The sequence below is a fragment of the Spirillospora sp. NPDC047418 genome, from assembly GCF_040643275.1.
GTDB lineage: Bacteria > Actinomycetota > Actinomycetes > Streptosporangiales > Streptosporangiaceae > Spirillospora.
The window spans coordinates 1-15335 of record NZ_JBEYTW010000057.1 but is presented as its reverse complement, the minus strand read 5'-3'; the positions used below and the strand labels follow the sequence as shown (position 1 = coordinate 15335).

General features: G+C 72.2%; 14 protein-coding genes. 8 read left to right on the top strand and 6 right to left on the bottom strand.

All coding sequences use genetic code 11. The features are described 5' to 3' along the window. Window positions 1–119 precede the first annotated feature (119 nt). Window positions 120–1286 carry a 3-hydroxy-9,10-secoandrosta-1,3,5(10)-triene-9,17-dione monooxygenase oxygenase subunit gene (gene hsaA, locus ABZ806_RS29145; RefSeq protein ID WP_500220608.1) on the top strand — a complete coding sequence of 389 codons (1167 nt, stop codon included), beginning with the start codon at window positions 120–122 and terminating at the stop codon, window positions 1284–1286. Window positions 1287–1300: 14 nt separating this feature from the next. Here the strand turns inward: hsaA and ABZ806_RS29140 are convergent, their stop codons facing one another. Beyond that, window positions 1301–2062 carry an SDR family oxidoreductase gene (locus ABZ806_RS29140; RefSeq protein WP_500220607.1) on the bottom strand — a complete coding sequence of 254 codons (762 nt, stop codon included), beginning with the start codon at window positions 2060–2062 and terminating at the stop codon, window positions 1301–1303. Window positions 2063–2211: 149 nt separating this feature from the next. Here ABZ806_RS29140 and ABZ806_RS29135 point away from each other — a divergent pair, with 149 nt between their 5' ends. After that, entirely contained in the window at window positions 2212–3084 is an 873-nt protein-coding gene (locus ABZ806_RS29135; protein ID WP_500220606.1) for a helix-turn-helix transcriptional regulator, read from the top strand. 40 nt (window positions 3085–3124) lie between these two features. Here the strand turns inward: ABZ806_RS29135 and ABZ806_RS29130 are convergent, their stop codons facing one another. Then, window positions 3125–4153 carry a sigma-70 family RNA polymerase sigma factor gene (locus ABZ806_RS29130; protein WP_500220654.1) on the bottom strand — a complete coding sequence of 343 codons (1029 nt, stop codon included), beginning with the start codon at window positions 4151–4153 and terminating at the stop codon, window positions 3125–3127. A 148-nt stretch (window positions 4154–4301) separates the two neighbouring features. Here ABZ806_RS29130 and ABZ806_RS29125 point away from each other — a divergent pair, with 148 nt between their 5' ends. After that, window positions 4302–4871, top strand: a complete 570-nt coding sequence (locus ABZ806_RS29125; protein WP_500220605.1) for a dihydrofolate reductase family protein — start codon at window positions 4302–4304, stop codon at window positions 4869–4871. Window positions 4872–4927: 56 nt separating this feature from the next. Here ABZ806_RS29125 and ABZ806_RS29120 read toward each other — a convergent pair whose 3' ends face one another. Then, window positions 4928–5677 (bottom strand): TetR/AcrR family transcriptional regulator, encoded by a 750-nt coding sequence (locus tag ABZ806_RS29120; RefSeq protein ID WP_500220604.1) that lies wholly within the window; start codon window positions 5675–5677, stop codon window positions 4928–4930. Window positions 5678–5793: 116 nt separating this feature from the next. Between ABZ806_RS29120 and ABZ806_RS29115 the strand changes: the two genes are divergently transcribed. Beyond that, entirely contained in the window at window positions 5794–7365 is a 1572-nt protein-coding gene (locus ABZ806_RS29115) for an MFS transporter (RefSeq protein ID WP_500220603.1), read from the top strand. Window positions 7366–7454: 89 nt separating this feature from the next. Here ABZ806_RS29115 and ABZ806_RS29110 read toward each other — a convergent pair whose 3' ends face one another. Together ABZ806_RS29110 and ABZ806_RS29105 are read right to left on the bottom strand one after the other, a co-directional pair. Then, window positions 7455–8636 carry an alpha/beta hydrolase family protein gene (locus tag ABZ806_RS29110; protein ID WP_500220653.1) on the bottom strand — a complete coding sequence of 394 codons (1182 nt, stop codon included), beginning with the start codon at window positions 8634–8636 and terminating at the stop codon, window positions 7455–7457. 5 nt (window positions 8637–8641) lie between these two features. Further along, the gene (locus ABZ806_RS29105; protein ID WP_500220602.1) at window positions 8642–10144 is read right to left on the bottom strand and encodes an FAD-dependent oxidoreductase; all 1503 of its coding nucleotides are present in this window, start codon (window positions 10142–10144) and stop codon (window positions 8642–8644) included. A gap of 166 nt (window positions 10145–10310) precedes the next feature. Between ABZ806_RS29105 and ABZ806_RS29100 the strand changes: the two genes are divergently transcribed. The 3 genes from ABZ806_RS29100 to ABZ806_RS29090 are packed head-to-tail and all read left to right on the top strand — an operon-like array spanning window position 10311 to window position 12547. Beyond that, window positions 10311–10946, top strand: coding sequence for a TetR family transcriptional regulator (locus tag ABZ806_RS29100; protein ID WP_500220601.1), 636 nt, complete (start codon window positions 10311–10313; stop codon window positions 10944–10946). Between the two features lie 48 nt (window positions 10947–10994). Then, the gene (locus ABZ806_RS29095) at window positions 10995–11744 is read left to right on the top strand and encodes an SDR family NAD(P)-dependent oxidoreductase (protein ID WP_500220600.1); all 750 of its coding nucleotides are present in this window, start codon (window positions 10995–10997) and stop codon (window positions 11742–11744) included. Window positions 11745–11770: 26 nt separating this feature from the next. Beyond that, the gene (locus tag ABZ806_RS29090) at window positions 11771–12547 is read left to right on the top strand and encodes an SDR family oxidoreductase (RefSeq protein ID WP_500220599.1); all 777 of its coding nucleotides are present in this window, start codon (window positions 11771–11773) and stop codon (window positions 12545–12547) included. A 55-nt stretch (window positions 12548–12602) separates the two neighbouring features. Here the strand turns inward: ABZ806_RS29090 and ABZ806_RS29085 are convergent, their stop codons facing one another. After that, a complete protein-coding gene (locus tag ABZ806_RS29085; RefSeq protein WP_500220598.1) occupies window positions 12603–13523 on the bottom strand; it encodes an SDR family NAD(P)-dependent oxidoreductase in 921 nt (306 codons plus the stop codon). Between the two features lie 172 nt (window positions 13524–13695). On the opposite strand from ABZ806_RS29085, the gene ABZ806_RS29080 reads away from it, so the two are divergent. Further along, complete coding sequence (locus ABZ806_RS29080; protein ID WP_500220597.1) at window positions 13696–15297, top strand: AMP-binding protein; 1602 nt, start codon at window positions 13696–13698, stop codon at window positions 15295–15297. The last annotated feature ends 38 nt before the right edge of the window (window positions 15298–15335 follow it).

Genomic DNA, 15335 nt, shown 5'->3' with positions numbered 1-15335 from the left:
TTAGGTCGCAGGTCACCGTCCCGACCCGGGAGTCCCGGTGGCCGGGACGCGGGGCCCCTCGACGGTGCCGCGGCGTGGTCTGCTCCAATGGTCGGACTAGGGAAGACGGGAGTCGACGGATGAGCAACGAGGTCCTGGACGCCGTGCACGGGCTGCTGCCGGGCATCGCCGAGCGGGCCCGGTCCGTGGACGAGAAGGGCCGGATCCCCGCCGAGACGATACGCGACCTGACGGCCGCCGGCGTGTTCCGGATGCTCCAGCCGACCCGCTACGGCGGCGCCGAGGACGACCCGGTCGCCTTCTACGAGGTGGTCCGGGCGATCTCCGGCGCCTGCGGCTCCACCGGCTGGGTATCGGCGATCCTCGGCGTCCACTCCTGGCACCTCGGCCTGTTCGCCGACGAGGCGCAGCGCGAGGTGTGGGGCGCCGGGCCCGACACCCTGATCTCCTCGTCCTACTCGCCCATCGGCCGCCTCACCCCGGTCGACGGCGGCTACGAGCTCAGCGGCCACTGGTCGTTCTCCTCCGGCGTCGAGTTCGTCTCCTGGGCGCTGCTCGGCGCCCTCGTCGTCGGTGCGGAGGGCCGCCCGGTCGACTTCATGACGGTGCTCGTACCCAAGCGCGACTACGAGATCCGCGAAGTGTGGGACTCGATGGGCCTGCGCGGCACCGCGAGCGACGACATCGTCGTCGACCGGGCGTTCATCCCGTCCCACCGCGCCATGCGCAACTTCGAGCAGGCCCAGCTCCGCAACCCCGGCCGCAAGGTCAACACCGGCCCGCTCTACCGCATGCCGTTCGGGACGATCTTCACCAGCACCGTCACCGCCAGCGTGATCGGCATGGCGGCCGGCTGCCACGACCTCTACGTGGCGAAGATGCGCGACCGGATCCGGCTCAGCCTCGGCGGCGGCCGCTTCGTCGAGGACCCGCACGCCCAGGTCGCCGTCGCCCGCGCCGCGTCCGAGATCGACGCCGCCGTCCTGCAGACGGACCGGAACGTCCGGGAGATCCACGAGTACGCGACCCGCAACGAGAAGATCCCGATGGAGCTGCGGCTGCGCGCCCGCCGCGACCAGGTCCGCGGCACCGAACGCGCCATCCAGGCGATCGACATCCTCTTCAAGACCGCCGGCGGTAACTCTCTGCACCGCGGCAACGTCATCGAGCGCGCCTGGCGCGACGCCCACGCCGGCAGCGTCCACGTCGCCAACGACATCGAACACGCCCTGTCCATGTGGGGCCGCGGCGTCTTCGGCCTGAAGGTCGAGGACAACCTCGTCTGACCCGCCCGCGCGGGTCAGGCTCCGCGGCCGGGGAGCATGGCCAGGGCCTTGGTGCGCTGCGCGACGAGGTCGTCGTAGGTGCCGTCGCGCTCGGCCCAGCGGTGCGTGCGGACCCCCTGCACGAGGATCTCGTGCGGGGTGGGCTCGGCCGAGAGCAGCTGCATGACCTCGGTGGCGAAGTCGTCGAGCGGCAGCGCGTTCGGGTTCACCTTCTCCTGGCCGGCCGTCGCGACGGCCGGAGGGACGAGTTCCACGACGCCGACCCCCGTCCCGTCGAGCTGCGCGCGCAGCGCCTCGGAGTAGGCGTGCACGGCGGCCTTCGAGGCGGCATAGGTGGGCATGGGCGGGAACGGCAGGAAGGCGATGCCGGAGGTGACGGTGATGAAGGTGCCCGCGCCCCGCCGGACCAGGTGCGGGGTGAAGGCGTCGATGACCCGGATGGTGCCTACCAGGTTGGTGTCGATCGTCGTCTCCGCCGCCTCGAAGTGCGCGGGATCGCGCAGGTCCTCCAGGAGCATGACGCCCGGCATGGTCACCACGGTGTCCAGCTCGGGATACCGGGCGAGCACGGCGTCGCGAGCACGTGCGACGGAGGCGCCGTCGGTGACGTCGATGCCGAAGGTGCCGAAGCCTTCTCCGGCGAGTTCCGCGAGTGCCTCCGCGCTGCGGCCGCCGACGGCCACGGTGCTGCCCGCCGCGGCGAACCGGCGGGCCAGCTCCCGTCCGATGCCGGAGGTTCCGCCGACGATGAGGACGGTGCGGTTGGAGAGATCCATGAGGTCTTCCCTTCAGCGAAGCTCACTGTCCTTCTCGAACAGTGCTGCCACAAGTCTCGACGGCATTCGCCGCGGGTGGCAGAGCCCCCGTCTTCCCTGGTCCTGCCAGGGCCCCCGCTGAGGCGCGCGCACCGGCTTACGGTGGTGTCATGAAGGACGAGGAATCCGGCAACCGGCTCGGCGGCTACCTGCGCGCACGACGCGAGCTGATCTCCCCGGCACAGGCGGGGCTCCCGCCCGGCGGCAACCGCCGCGTCCCCGGCCTGCGCCGTGAGGAGGTCGCGCTGCTCGCGGGGATCAGCCCCGACTACTACCTGCGCCTGGAACGGGGCCGCGACCGGAACCCCTCACTCCAGGTGCTCGAATCACTCGCGCGCGTCCTGCAGCTCGACGACGTCGAGCGGACGTATCTGCTCGGCCTCGCGGCGGTCCGCGCGAGGGCGCCGCGCCGCAAGCGCCCCGAGCGCGTACCGGCACGGGTGCACCAACTCCTCGCCAACCTCGAGATCCCCGCGTTCGTCGAAGGTCGCGCCTTCGACGTCCTGGCCTCCAACCCGATGGCCGTCGCGTTCTCCCCGCGCCTGCGGCCCGGCGAGAACCGGCTCCGCTCCCTGTTCCTCGACCCCGAGGAACAGGCCTTCCAACAGGACTGGGCGAACTCCGCCGCCGACTTCGTCGCCGCTCTTCGCACCTCCATCGGGGACGACATCGACAACCCCCGGTTCGTCGAACTCGTCGGAGAACTGGCACTGTCCAGTCAGCGGTTCCGCACACTGTGGGCCCGGCACGACGTCCGCAACCTGGACGGAGGCACCGCCGCCGTCGACCACCCCGTCGTCGGTGAACTGCGGCTCCACCGCGACAAACTCCCCATCGACGACGTCATCCTCGTCGTCTACTACCCCGACAAGGGCAGCGACAGCGACGAGAGACTGCAGCTCCTCGCCGCACTCTCACGCACCGAACCCGCCGGTACGGCACACGACAGTCCGGCGGACGCCCCGCATCCGAAGTCCCCCTGACGAACGCGCGCGGCTCCAGCGGCGAACTTCGCGGCGCGGCTCAGCGACGGCTCGGGAGCGTTCGCGGCAGCCCGAACGAGGGGAGCACGCCGTTCTCGAAGCGGGTCATGCCGTGGATCCGGTCGCCGCTGAGGGTGAGCACGTAGAGGCCGGTGCCGTGCCGGGTGCCGTCCGGTGCGCGCAGGTAGGCGCCGAACGCCGGCTGGCCGTTGGCCCGCGTCGGGACCAGTTCGAACCGGCGGCCCGCGCCGAAGATGCCCGCGCAGAAGCGGGCCACGACGTCCCGTCCCTCGTACTCGAACGGCATCGGCGGCATCGTCATGAAGACGTCGCCGGTGAGCAGCGCCACCAGCGCGTCGATGTCGGCGGCCTCCCACGCGCCGGCGAACCGCGCCGCGACGGCCTCCTCGGCGGGTGAGCCGGGTGCGGGCGGCGGTTCGCGGTCGCCGGACGCGAGCCGCCGATGCTCCAGACCGGCCCGCGCCCGTTTGAGGGCGCTCTTGACCGACTCGACGCTGCAGTCGAGCATCCCGGCCACCTCGGCGGCGTGGAACCCGAGGACGTCCCGCAGGACGAGCACGGCCACCTGGCGGGGCGGCAGGACCTGCAGCGCGGTCACGAACGCCAGCGAGATGGACTCGGCCTGCTCGTAGCGGGCCTGCGGGCCGAGCGGCCCACCGGACGGCACGCCGAGCGCGCCCTCGGAGAGGGAGTCGGGGAACGGTTCGAGCCAGACGACCTCGCCGAGCCGCGTCGGCTCAGGCGGTTCGACACCGGGCACGTTCCACTCCGCCGCCGCACGCCGGCCCACCGACCGGCGCGCGTTGAGGCACCGGTTGGTGGCGATCCGGTAGAGCCAGGTGCGCAGGGACGCGCGTCCCTGGAAGGCCCCGATGCCCTTCCAGGCGGACAGCAGCGTCTCCTGGAGGGTGTCCTCGGCGTCCTGGAAGGATCCGAGCATCCGGTAGCAGTGCACCTGCAACTCCCGGCGGTACGGCTCGGTCAGCTCCCGGAACGCCTCGCCGTCCCCCGCCCGCGCCCGGGACATCAGGTCGCCCGTCATCACCATCACGTCACCTTCCTCCGCAGCTCAAGGCACTTCCATCCGGTACAGACACCGGCCGGAGGGCAAAGGGGGCGGTCGGCGGGCGCCCCCTTTCCGGCGTCGCGGTGTCTACATCCGTGCAGGCAGGCAACGCGGACCGAGGAGAACCCCGATGGGAAAGATCGTAATCAGCGAGAACGTGTCGCTGGACGGAGTGGTCCAGGACCCGACCGGTGAGGAGGGCTTCAAGCGCGGAGGCTGGTTCGACCGGGTCGGGGACGAGGACCGCCGGGCCTGGGCCGAACTCGAACTCGCCGAGGCGCGCGCGGCGTCCGCCCTGCTGCTCGGCCGGCGGAGCGACGCCTGGTTCGCCGAGCGGTGGACGTCCCGGCCCGGCGAGTGGGCGGACCGGCTGAACGCCCTGCCCAAGTACGTCGTGTCCTCGACGCTCCAGGAGGCCGAGTGGAGCAACGGCACGGTGCTCAAGGGCGAGGTGCCCGACGAGGTCGCGAAGCTGAAGCAGGAGGTGGACGGCGACATCGTCGTCTACGCCAGCGCCCCCCTCGTCCACACGCTCATGGAACACGACCTCGTCGACGAACTGCGGCTGACCGTGTACCCGGTCGTGCTCGGAGCGGGCGTGCGCCTCTTCGGCGAGACGGCCGGCGCGAAACCCATGCGCCTCGTCGACGCACGCAACCTCAGCACCGGCCTCGCCCACCTCACCTACCAGTCCGCCTGATCGCCGAACACAACCGTAGGGACCACTGGACGGCACCGGCGTTTCCCATCAACGCTCTAGCCGGTGCTCCCGCCGCGGCGTTCGGCGATGCGGACGCCGATGCCGTCCAGGACGCAGCGCAGCCCGAACTGCGGGCCCGAGCCGTCGACGGGGCCGAAGGCACCGGACCGCATCGCCTCCGCCAGCGCCGGGTAGTCGGCGCTGTGCTCCTCGATGAGCGCGGCGATCGCGGCGCCCCACTGCCGGCCGGTCATGCCGGCGTCGCCGGCCATGTCGGCCGAGTACTGCGCCCAGCTGCGGACGTGGCTGGAGACGACCCGGACGGCGTCGGTCGTCTCGCCGCCGGTGAGGCCGGTGCCGAGCAGCGCCCGCGCGGCGGCCTCGACCCAGGCCAGCTCGTTCGGGCCCATCAGCCGGTCGTCGGTGACGGCGCGGGCCACCCACAGGTGCCGGTGGTAGACCTCGTGGAGTTCGCCGGCCCAGACCTCCAGCTTGGTCCGCCAGTCGGGGTACTCCGCGAGGTCGGGCGGCGGGCCGAGGGCCGTGTCGATCATCAGGTCGATCAGCTCGGTCTTGCCGGGCACGTAGCGGTACAGCGACATCGTGGTGAAGCCGAACTCGCCGGCCACGCGCTGCATGGAGAACGCGGGCAGCCCCTCGGCGTCGGCGATGGCGATCGCGGTCCTGACGATCACTTCGACGGACAGGCCGGGCTTCGGGCCGCGCTTGGGCGGCTCCCGCCGCCCCCACAGGAGTTCGACGCTGCGCGCCCGGCCGCCGAAGACACCGTTTCCCGCTTCCGCCATCCGGTCTCCGCCCCTTCCGTGATCGCCCGCCGAGCCCCCTGACCAGTAACAGTGTACGACCGAATCTATTGAGTATATGGTTTATACAGTTTAAGTAATAAGCAGAGGAGGAGGCCATGAGCGTCGAGTTATCCCGACCCGAGGCGGGGGAGCCTCCCTCGGGGGGCGCCGCCGCGGCGGGCGCGGGCCGCTGGGTCGCGCTGGTCGTGATCTGCATGGCCGCGCTCGTGCTCAGCCTGGACACGACCGTCCTGCAGCTCGCCGTCCCGAACCTCATCCGGGACCTGCACCCGTCGTCCTCCCAGATCCTGTGGATCGTCGACATCTACGGGTTCGCCCTGTCCGGCCTGCTCGTCACCATGGGCGGCCTCGGCGACCGGGTCGGCCGCAAGAAGCTGCTGCTGACCGGGTGCGTCCTGTTCGGCGCCGCGTCCCTCGGCGCCGCCTACGCGCAGAGCGCCGAACAGCTCATCGCCGCGAGGGCGCTGCTCGGCGTGGCCGGGGCGACCGTCTACCCGACGACGCTGTCGATCATCCGGAACGTGTTCACCGACCCCAAGGAGCGGACCACCGCGATCGCGATCTGGTCCGGCCTGATCAGCGGCGGCCTGGCGCTCGGCCCGATCGTCGCCGGCCCGATGCTCACGCACTTCTGGTGGGGCTCGGTCTTCCTGATCAACCCGCCGGTCATGCTGCTGGTCCTCGTCGTCGGGTTCTTCGTCGTCCCCGAGTCGCGCAACCCCGAGCCGGGCAGGCTCGACCTGCCGAGCGTCCTGCTGTCGGTCGTCGGCATCATCGGCGTCGTCTACGCCGTCCAGGAGTCCGTCCGGGACGGTTCAGGCGAACCGCGCATCATCGCCGCGGCGGCGGTCGGGCTCGTGTCGCTCGCCCTGTTCGTCTGGCGGCAGACCCGTCTCACCGAGCCGCTCATCGACGTCCGGCTCTTCGCCGACCGGTACTTCTCCGGCGCCGTCGTCGCCAACACCGGCGGCCTGTTCGCCTTCATCGGCGTCACGCTGCTGCTCAGCCAGTACTTCCAGCTCGGCCACGACTGGACGCCGCTGCGCACCGGCATGGCGATGCTGCCGCCGATCGCCCTCGCGATCTTCTTCGGCCCGGTGGTCGCGCTGCTCGTCCCGGTGTTCGGCCGGATGCGGATCATCGCGGTGGGCATCGGGCTGATCGCGGTGTCGATGTTCATGTACGGCTTCGTGGACGCCGACTCCGGCTACCTCGCCGTCATGTTCCCGCTGCTCGTCCAGGCCATCGGGGCCACGGCCACGTTCACCCTCACAGCCGACATCATCATCAACAGCGCGCCGAAGGAGCGGTCCGGCGCGGCGTCGGCCATCGCCACGACCTGCGCGGAACTCGGCGGTGCGCTCGGGATCGCGGTCCTCGGCACGCTGCTCAACGCCGCCTACCACAGCGGGATCAAGGTGCCGGCGGGGCTGCCCGCCCCGGCGGTCGACGCCGTCCGGGACTCGATCGGCGGCGCCGTGCACGTCGCCGCGGACCTGCCGGCCGGCCTCGCCGGACAGGTGATGCGATCCGCCAAGGACGCCTTCGCGCACGGACTCCACGCGGCGACCTTCACCACGGCGGTGTTCCTCGTGGTGCTGACCGTGGTCGCGGCGGCGGCGCTGCGCGGTGTGCCGGACGAGTTCCCGGAGGATTCGCAGGAGTGAACCGACGGCGGGCACCCGGCCGGGCCTGGCGTCTGGTGCGGGGGGTGCGTGGTCTCGTCCGTTCGGAGGACGAGACCACGCGGGCTGCGTCAGCAGGTGGTGGGCGGGGTCTCGTTGTCGCGGAGGGACTGGGCGAATTCCAGGCCGGCCTCGAAGGAGGCGTTGATGCTGGCCCGGTGGTCGGCACCGTCGAAGGTGCGGTAGGCGATGGTGCCGTAGCGCTTGCAGAGGTCGTTCACGATGTTCTGCGTCGCGGCGGGGGAGACCTCGCGGTCGGCGGTGCCCTGGGCGACCAGCGTCGGGACCTTGACGGTCAGGCCGAGCGCCTCCTGCGAGTCGTAGTAGTTCTCGAAGCGGGTCAGGTCGGCGTCGGGGCGGAACACGTTGGTCAGCGGCAGGTTCTTGCTGAGCTGCTTGAGCTGGGCCAGGCACGCGTCCGTCCGGCCGGCCTTGGCGACGGCGGCGGCGTCGTCCGTCAGGAGGTCCTCGGGGACGAACGTGGGGTCGGCGGCGTGCGCGCCGTTGAGCAGGACGAACAGGAACGGCAGCGCGATCTCGGCGCCGGGGTACTGCGCCTTCACGTACTGCGCGGTCTGGCTCATGTTCGAGCCGGGCGCGATCGCGACGGCGCCCTTGAGGCGGACGTCGCGGGGCTTCTGCGCGGCCGCCGCCGTGTAGAGGGTCGCCTGCCCGCCCTGGCTGTGGCCGGCGACGAACCAGTCGCGTCCGATGCGGTGGTCGGCCTTGCGGGCGGCGCGGACGATGTCGGTGACCGTGTTCGCCTCGCTGGCGCCGTTCATGTACGGGTGCCCGCCCGGCGTGCCGAGGCCCTCGTAGTCGGTCTGGACGACGGCGAACCCGTTCGCGACCCACTTGTCCAGGTACTGCTCGGTGAGCGCCAGGTAGTCGTGCGCGGGGCCGTTCGCGGTGTCGGCGGACGGGGCGCAGGCGTCGGCGGTCCCGGTGGTGCCGTGCGCCCAGCTCAGCACCGGCCAGCCGCCGGGCGGGGGCGTGCCCTTCGGGACGGCGACGGTGCCGGTGACGGTGATCCGCTTCCCGCCCGCGCCCTCGGAGACATAGGTGACGAACCGGTTCTTGGACGCGCTCGGCAGTGCCGCCGCGTTCGTCAGCGGGCGGCTGTCGATCAGCTTTCCGCGCTGCGCCTTGCCGGGATGCGCCTTGCCGGGGTGCGCCGGGGCGGCCTGCGCCGGGACGGCGGTGAGCCCGGCCGCCGCCGCGCAGGTGACGGCCGCGACGGCGACCCTTCCCATCGATCTCACGTGCTGCTCCTCTTGATGTCCTGGACGGCGCGGTAGGCGAACGCCATCGCCGATCCGATCGGAACGCCCGGACCCGGGTAGACGGGTCCGGTGAACGAGGCACAGGTGTTGCCCGCGGCGTACAGGCCGGGGACGGGGCCGCCGGAGCCGTCGAGGACGCGGCCGTCGGGGTCGGTGCGCAGCCCGCCCTTCGTCCCGAGGTCGCTGAGGACGACCTCCGCCGCGAAGTACGGGGCCCGGTCGAGCGCGACGACGCACGGCCTGCCGCCGGAGAAGTACCGGTCGTAGGGGTCTTCGCCGCGGTGGAAGTCGCCGTCCGCGCCCTTCTCGGCGAACCCGTTGAAGCGGGCGATGGTCTCGGCCAGGGCGCCGGGCGAGAGGCCGATCTTCCCGGCGAGTTCCTCCACCGTCGCCGCCTGGACCCACTGGCCGGACGCCAGCTGCTCGTCCGGCGCCAGCGGCGGGACGGAGATCGCCGGCAGCCCGTCCGAGCGCGCGTCGAAGACCAGGTGGAAGGGCCCCTCGGCCGCGGCCATCTTCCGGCCCATCTGGTCGTAGGGGAGCGACTCGTTGGCGAAGCGGCGCCCGGAGCCGTCCACGATGAGGCCGCCGCGGAAGCCGAGCGTGAACGCGGGCCGCCCGTCGGCGGTGCGCAGGCCGGGGCAGAACCACGCCTGGTCGAGCAGGCCGGTGGACGCGCCGATCCGCACGGCCGCCTCGATCGCGTCACCGGTGTTCGCGCCGTCCGGGGCCATCGTCCAGTCCGCGGCGCCCGGCACGCCGCGCGCGGCGCGCAGCTCGGCCGACGCCTCGAACCCGCCCGCGGCCAGCAGCACGCCGCGCCGCGCCCGCAGCCGCAGGCCGCCGGCCTCGACGCCCGCGACCCGGCCGTCCTCGACGATCAGGCCGGTCAGCGGGGTCTCGGTGCGGACGGCGCCGTGGCCGGTCGCGGTGAACGCCAGCAGCAGCCGCCCGATCAGCGCACGCCCCTGCGCCATCGGCTTGGACGTCGAGTGCCCGCGCCCCGCCCGGTCGCGGTCGACCGGCGGGCGCACCAGCCCGGCGAGGTCGCCGAGCTGCTCGGCCGGCAGCTCCAGCGGGACGAACGAGCGCCCCATGTCCATGCGTCCGGGTGCGTCGAAGTAGTCGGGGAACGCCTGGAACTTGAACTCCAGCGCCGGGTCGTTCTCCAGGAAGTCCACCAGTTCGGGCGCGGTCGCCAGGAACGCCTCCCGGTGCGCCTCGTTCGCGTCGCCGAGCAGCGCCCGCAGGTAGGTGCGCGCCGACTCGGCCGAGTCGCCGAGCCCGGCCCGCTCCTGCACCCGCGTGCCCGGCAGCCAGATCGCCGACCCGGAATAGGCCGACGTCCCGCCGAGCACCTTCGTCTTCTCCAGGACGGCCGTCCGCAGCCCGGACGAGGCCGCGGCGAGCGCCCCGGCCATCGCGCCGGCGCCCGAACCGGCCACCACCACGTCGTACTCGTCGTCCCATTTCCCCACGTGACGTCCCCTCCAGCCTGCACGATCCCGGCGCGGGCACAACGTAAGCGCGGCGCGCGGCGCGGCGGAGTGACCCGTCCCACTGACCGGTATCGGCGATCGCGGGGACGGCGCGCAGTCTGGATATTGTTCCTAGTCAGCACACCGATGGACCGGAGGGAGGACCGTGGCGAGGATCGCAGCGGCGAGGATGTCCGCCGAGCCCAGCTCACCCGAGCAGCACGACCGGCGGCAGCGCATCCTGCGGGCCGCGGCGCGCATCGGCACGGAGAAGTCCCTCGAACGCGTCCAGATGCACGAGGTGGCGAAGGCGGCCGGGGTCGCGATCGGCACCCTGTACCGGTACTTCCCGTCGAAGGTCCACCTGTTCACCGCGGTGATGGCGGCGCAGGTCGACCGGCTCCGCGAGCAGGTCGCCGAGCCCGCGCCCGGCGTCGCGCCCGAGGACGCCGTCGCCGACATGCTCGTGCAGGCCAGCCGGAACCTGATGGCGCAGCCCGTGCTGTCGGCGTCGATGCTGCACGCGTCGAACACCGCGCACGTCGCGACCGTCGCCGACACGGTCCACATCGACAACACGTTCCGGGAGATCCTGCTGCGCTCGGTGGGCATCGAGGTCCCCACCGCGCAGGACGTCACGCTCGTCCGGCTGCTGATGCAGTGCTGGTACGGGGTGCTCCAGTCGAGCCTGAACGGCCGCGCGTCCATGGCGGACGTGGAGACCGACATCCGCCTCGCCTGCAAGCTGCTGCTGGCGTCCCGCTCGAACGCGCCCGCGGCCGGCGGTACCCCCTCCCGGTGATCGGGACGGCCCCGGCGGATGCCGCGGAGCCGCGGCTAGCGTGCCGCCATGAATCGCTATGACGGCGTGAAAGTGCTGCTCACCGGGGCCGCGTCCGGCATCGGGCGGGCCACCGCGATCCGCCTCACCGCCGAGGGCGCCGCGGTCTACGGTGTGGACCTCTCCGAGCCCGGCCTCGCCGAGACCGCCGCCGCGATCACCGGGCCGGGCACCCTCACGACCCGCACGGCCGACGTGACCGACGAGGCCGCGGTGATCGCCGCCGTCGCGGACGCGGCCGAGACGCTCGGCGGCATCGACGTCCTCGTGAACGTGGCCGGCATCCACAAGACCACCCCGATCGAGACCCTGACCGTGGACGACCTGAACCGGCTGTTCACCGTCAACCTCGTCGGGACCGCCCTGTTCTGCCGCGAGTCGCTGAAGCACCTCCCGGACCGGACGGGCGTCATCGTCAACACCGCCTCGCTGTCGGCGACGCAGGGCAACCCCTACATGACGGCGTACTCGGCGTCCAAGGGCGCGGTGCTGGGCTTCTCCCTCAGCCTCGCCGCCGAGCTGGCGAGCCGCCGCATCCGGGTCGTGCCGATCTCGCCGGGGTCGGTCGACACGCCGCTGATCCGGTCGCCGCACATGTTCCCGCCCGGCATCGACCTGGACTACTTCTCCAAGATCCGGTCCTACTACGGCGCGGCCGAGCCGGAGATGATCGCCGCGGCGATCGCGTTCGCCGGCTCGTCCGACGCCGCCTACTACACCGGCGCCGACTTCCGCGTCGACGGCGGCTCGCACACCTAGCCCGCTCCCCACCGAGGAGAATGATCATGGCACGCACCATCGCCGTCAGCGGTTCGGCGTCCGGCATCGGCAGGGCCCTCGCGGCCCTGCTGCGGGACGCGGGCGACACCGTCATCGGCATCGACCTGCGCGGCGCCGACGTCTGCGCCGACCTCAGCGTCCCCGAGGGCCGGGCGGACGCGGTCGCGCAGACCCTGGAGCGGGCGGGCGGGCGGCTCGACGCGGTCGTGGCCTGCGCCGGCGTCTCCGACTTCACGATCATGCCGGTCAAGGTGAACTTCTTCGGCGTCGTCGAGCTGCTGGACGGGCTGCGCCCCGCCCTCGCGCAGGCCGAGGCGCCGCGCGCCGCCGTCGTCGCCTCGATCTCCGGGACCCACCCGGTGGACGACGACGTCGTCCGCGCCTGCCTGGACCTGGACGAGCCGGCCGCGATCGCGGCGGCGACGAAGGTCGAGGAGAGCGGCGCCGGCGGCCGGCTGTACCCGTCGTCGAAGTCGGCCCTCGCGCAGTGGATGCGGCGGGTCTGCACCACCCCCGAGTGGGCGGGCGCGGGCATCCCGCTGAACGCGATCGCGCCGGGCGTCGTGAAGACCGCGATGACCAAGCCGCTGTTCGAGGACGAGGCCATGTTCCAGATCATGAACGAGGCCGTCCCGATGCCGCTGAACGGCTACGCCGACCCGGAGGTGATCGCGGAGGCGCTGCGCTGGCTGGTCTCCCCGGGCAACACGCACATGGCCGGCCAGGTCATCTACGTGGACGGCGGCGCCGAGGCCACCCTCCGCGACGCGTCCCACTTCTGAGAGACACCGGTGGCCGCCCCCTCGCGCCATGGGGCGGCCACCGGTGAGTCAGTGATCAGTACTTGCTGGTGCCGGTGTCGTCGAGCGCGGCGACGCTGTAGGCGGCGTAGGTCTTGTGGGCGTCGCGGTCCGCGAAGTACGGCGTGACCTGCGCGCCGAACTCCTCGACGGAGAAGACGCCCTCGGACGCGGTGAACTTCTGCTCGACGGTCGGCGCGGCCATCAGAGCGACCATGTCGCCGTAGACCACGAACACCTGCCCGGTGATCTTCTCGGAGGCGGGCGACGCCAGGTAGCCGACGAACGTGCCGACCCGCTCGGGCGCCATCACGTCCAGGCCGCCGGGCGCGGTGCCCTCGTTGAAGGTCGCCTCGGTCATCGCGGTCCGGGCGCGGGGGCAGATCGCGTTGGCGCGCACCCCGTAGCGGCCGAGGCCCGCGGACGTCGACAGCGTCAGCGCCACGATGCCGGCCTTGGCGGCGGAGTAGTTCGGCTGGCCCGCTGACCCGAACAGGAACGCCTCCGACGAGGTGTTGATCACGCGCCCGTAGACGGGACCGCCGGCGGCCTTGCTCGCGGCGCGCCAGTGCACGGCGGCGGCGCGCGACACCGACGCGTGGCCCTTCAGGTGGACGTGAATGACGTCGTCCCAGTCCGACTCCGACAGGTTGAACAGCATCTTGTCGCGCAGCACGCCCGCGTTGTTCACCAGGACGTCCAGCGAACCGAACGTGTCGACCGCGGCCGACACCAGCGTGTCGCCCATCGACCAGTCGCCGACGTCCCCCTTCACCGCGACGGCCCCGCCGCCCGCCTTCTTGATCTCGGCGACGACGTCGTCGGCCGCCGGGCCCATGTCGTTCACGACGACGTTGGCGCCCTGCGCGGCCAGCGCGAGGGCCTCGGCGCGGCCCAGCCCGGCGCCCGCGCCGGTGACGATGGCGGTGCGGCCCGCCAGGGAGAGGTCAGCGTTCATCGGAGCCTCCGGGTCGGTGTGTTCGTTAGCCGCGTCGGAGGCTAGTACGAATTCTACTTCTGCCGGTCGCATCGTCCCGCTGAGCGGTCATCCGCAGGGCGCGCGAGCGGCCAAGACCGCTGAGTGGGACGGCGCTTGCCCGCGGATAAGAACGAATTCTAGTCTCGCGGGTATGACGCTGAACCTGGCGACCCTCTTCGAGGCCGTCGCGGCCGCCGTCCCCGACCGCACGGCCCTGGTCTGCGGCGACCGGGCGCTCACCTTCGCCGACCTGGACGCGCGGGCCGACGCGGCGGGGGCCCGGCTGCGTTCGGCGGGCATCGCACCGGGCGAGCACGTGGGCCTCCACATGCTGAACGGGACCGAGTACGTCGAGACGCTGCTCGGCTGCCTGAAGATCCGCGCCGTGCCGGTGAACATCAACTACCGGTACACCGACCGGGAGCTGCACTACCTCTACACCGACGCCGGGCTCGCGGGCCTGGTCATCGACGACGCGTTCGCCCCGGCCGCCGCCCGCGTCGCCGGGGAGTGCCCCGACCTGCGCGTCGTCACCGTCGTCCGGACGGGGGAGACGGCCGAGAAGCCCGCGTGGCCGTCGCGGATCAGCGTCAGCGACTACACGTCCGAGCCCGGCGAGCCCGACCCGTCCCTGCGCGAGGGGCGCAGCGCCGATGACCGGTACATCCTGTACACGGGCGGCACGACGGGGAACCCGAAGGGCGTCGTCTGGCGGCACGAGGACTTCTACATGGCCGCCGTGAAGGGCGGCAACCCCTACGGCGAGCCCCGCCTCAGCGTCGGCGAGCTGGCCGACGCCGCGCGGAACGGGTTCGAGCTCAGCTTCCTGCTGACGATGCCGCTGATGCACGGCGCCGCGTCCTACACGCTGCTCATGGCGCTGTTCACCGGGTCCAAGACGATCCTGATGCGGCGCTTCGAGGCGATGGACGCGCTCCGCACCATCGACCGCGAGAAGCCGATGATCGTCGCCGTGGTGGGGGACGCGATCGCGCGCCCCCTCGCGGACGCGATCCGCGCGCACGGCGCCAAGTACGACCTGTCGTCCTTCAAGGTGCTCGGCTCGGGCGGGGCGATCCTGTCCCGCAGCGTGCAGGAGGACTTCGCCGGGTTGATCCCCGACATCCACATCAACAACGGGTTCGGCGCGTCCGAGTCGGGCGTCGACGGCAACATCAGCGTCGGCGACGACGGCCTGATGCGGCTCGCCGCCGACCCCCGCGTCACCGTGGTCGACACGGGCATGAAGCCGATCCCGCCCGGCTCGGACGAGGTCGGCTACGTCGCGCGGTCCGGGCACGTCCCGCTCGGCTACCACAACGACCCGGAGAAGACCGCGCGGACGTTCCCGGTGGTCGACGGCAAGCGCTGGACGATCCTCGGCGACATGGCCCGGGTCGAGGCCGACGGCACGGTCGTCGTCCTCGGACGCGGCTCCGGCTGCATCAACACCGGCGGCGAGAAGGTGTTCCCCGAGGAGGTCGAGCAGGCCCTCAAGTCGCACCCCGCCGTGATGGACGCGCTGGTCGCCGGCGTCCCCGACGACCGGTTCGGCGAGCGCGTAGCCGCCGTCGTGGAACTGCGCCCTGGCACATCCGCGACCGCCGAAGACCTGCGGGCGCACTGCCGCGAGCACCTGGCCGGCTACAAGCTCCCCGCGACGGTGACCTTCACCGAAGCGATCGTTCGCTCCCCATCCGGCAAGGCCGACTACCGCTGGGCCAAACGCATCCTCACGCCCCCGCCCCGTTGACCTGCGGCGTGTTGTTGTTATGAGCGCCTCATAACAAC

Bases quoted from the DNA above. Each gene is read 5' to 3' on its own strand.
- hsaA (WP_500220608.1), top strand. From the start codon at position 120: ATGAGCAACGAGGTCCTGGACGCCGTGCACGGGCTGCTGCCGGGCATC.
- ABZ806_RS29140 (WP_500220607.1), bottom strand. From the start codon at position 2,062: ATGGATCTCTCCAACCGCACCGTCCTCATCGTCGGCGGAACCTCCGGC.
- ABZ806_RS29135 (WP_500220606.1), top strand. From the start codon at position 2,212: ATGAAGGACGAGGAATCCGGCAACCGGCTCGGCGGCTACCTGCGCGCA.
- ABZ806_RS29120 (WP_500220604.1), bottom strand. From the start codon at position 5,677: ATGGCGGAAGCGGGAAACGGTGTCTTCGGCGGCCGGGCGCGCAGCGTC.
- ABZ806_RS29130 (WP_500220654.1), bottom strand. From the start codon at position 4,153: ATGGTGATGACGGGCGACCTGATGTCCCGGGCGCGGGCGGGGGACGGC.
- ABZ806_RS29115 (WP_500220603.1), top strand. From the start codon at position 5,794: ATGAGCGTCGAGTTATCCCGACCCGAGGCGGGGGAGCCTCCCTCGGGG.
- ABZ806_RS29110 (WP_500220653.1), bottom strand. From the start codon at position 8,636: ATGGGAAGGGTCGCCGTCGCGGCCGTCACCTGCGCGGCGGCGGCCGGG.
- ABZ806_RS29095 (WP_500220600.1), top strand. From the start codon at position 10,995: ATGAATCGCTATGACGGCGTGAAAGTGCTGCTCACCGGGGCCGCGTCC.
- ABZ806_RS29090 (WP_500220599.1), top strand. From the start codon at position 11,771: ATGGCACGCACCATCGCCGTCAGCGGTTCGGCGTCCGGCATCGGCAGG.
- ABZ806_RS29125 (WP_500220605.1), top strand. From the start codon at position 4,302: ATGGGAAAGATCGTAATCAGCGAGAACGTGTCGCTGGACGGAGTGGTC.
- ABZ806_RS29085 (WP_500220598.1), bottom strand. From the start codon at position 13,523: ATGAACGCTGACCTCTCCCTGGCGGGCCGCACCGCCATCGTCACCGGC.
- ABZ806_RS29080 (WP_500220597.1), top strand. From the start codon at position 13,696: ATGACGCTGAACCTGGCGACCCTCTTCGAGGCCGTCGCGGCCGCCGTC.